The 291-nt window shown below is 71.1% G+C and carries 1 protein-coding gene; it reads left to right on the forward strand.

Annotation, left to right across the window (positions count from 1 at the left end):
• Positions 1 to 181 (forward strand): hypothetical protein (locus PROKR_RS32845; protein ID WP_169736464.1); only part of this gene is annotated, 181 nt, incomplete at its 5' end.
• Positions 182 to 291 lie beyond the last annotated feature (110 nt).

The following is a 291-nucleotide window of genomic DNA, read 5'->3' on the forward strand; positions in this document are numbered from 1 at the left end:
GGTGTTGCTGGAGGAGTGGGGCCGCAACGCCGCCCTCGCGCTCGCCGCGATGACGGGCTCGGTCGAGCGCGTGGTCGAGTGCGTGCTGACCGCCGAGAGCAACCTGACGACGCGGCGCACCCGCTGGGTCACGCGGCACACGCACCTGGCGAACGTCTTCGTGCCCCAGGTCGCGTACTGACCCTGTTCTACTTCTTCTACCTCGGCGGGGTGCTACGCACGTACCGGGGTGATGACCTGGGTCCCGGGGGCGGGTCCGGTGGCGCACCAGACCGCGTCGACGACGTCGGC

It is taken from the genome of Promicromonospora kroppenstedtii DSM 19349, assembly GCF_000515355.1.
In the GTDB taxonomy this organism is placed as follows: Bacteria; Actinomycetota; Actinomycetes; order Actinomycetales; family Cellulomonadaceae; genus Promicromonospora; species Promicromonospora kroppenstedtii.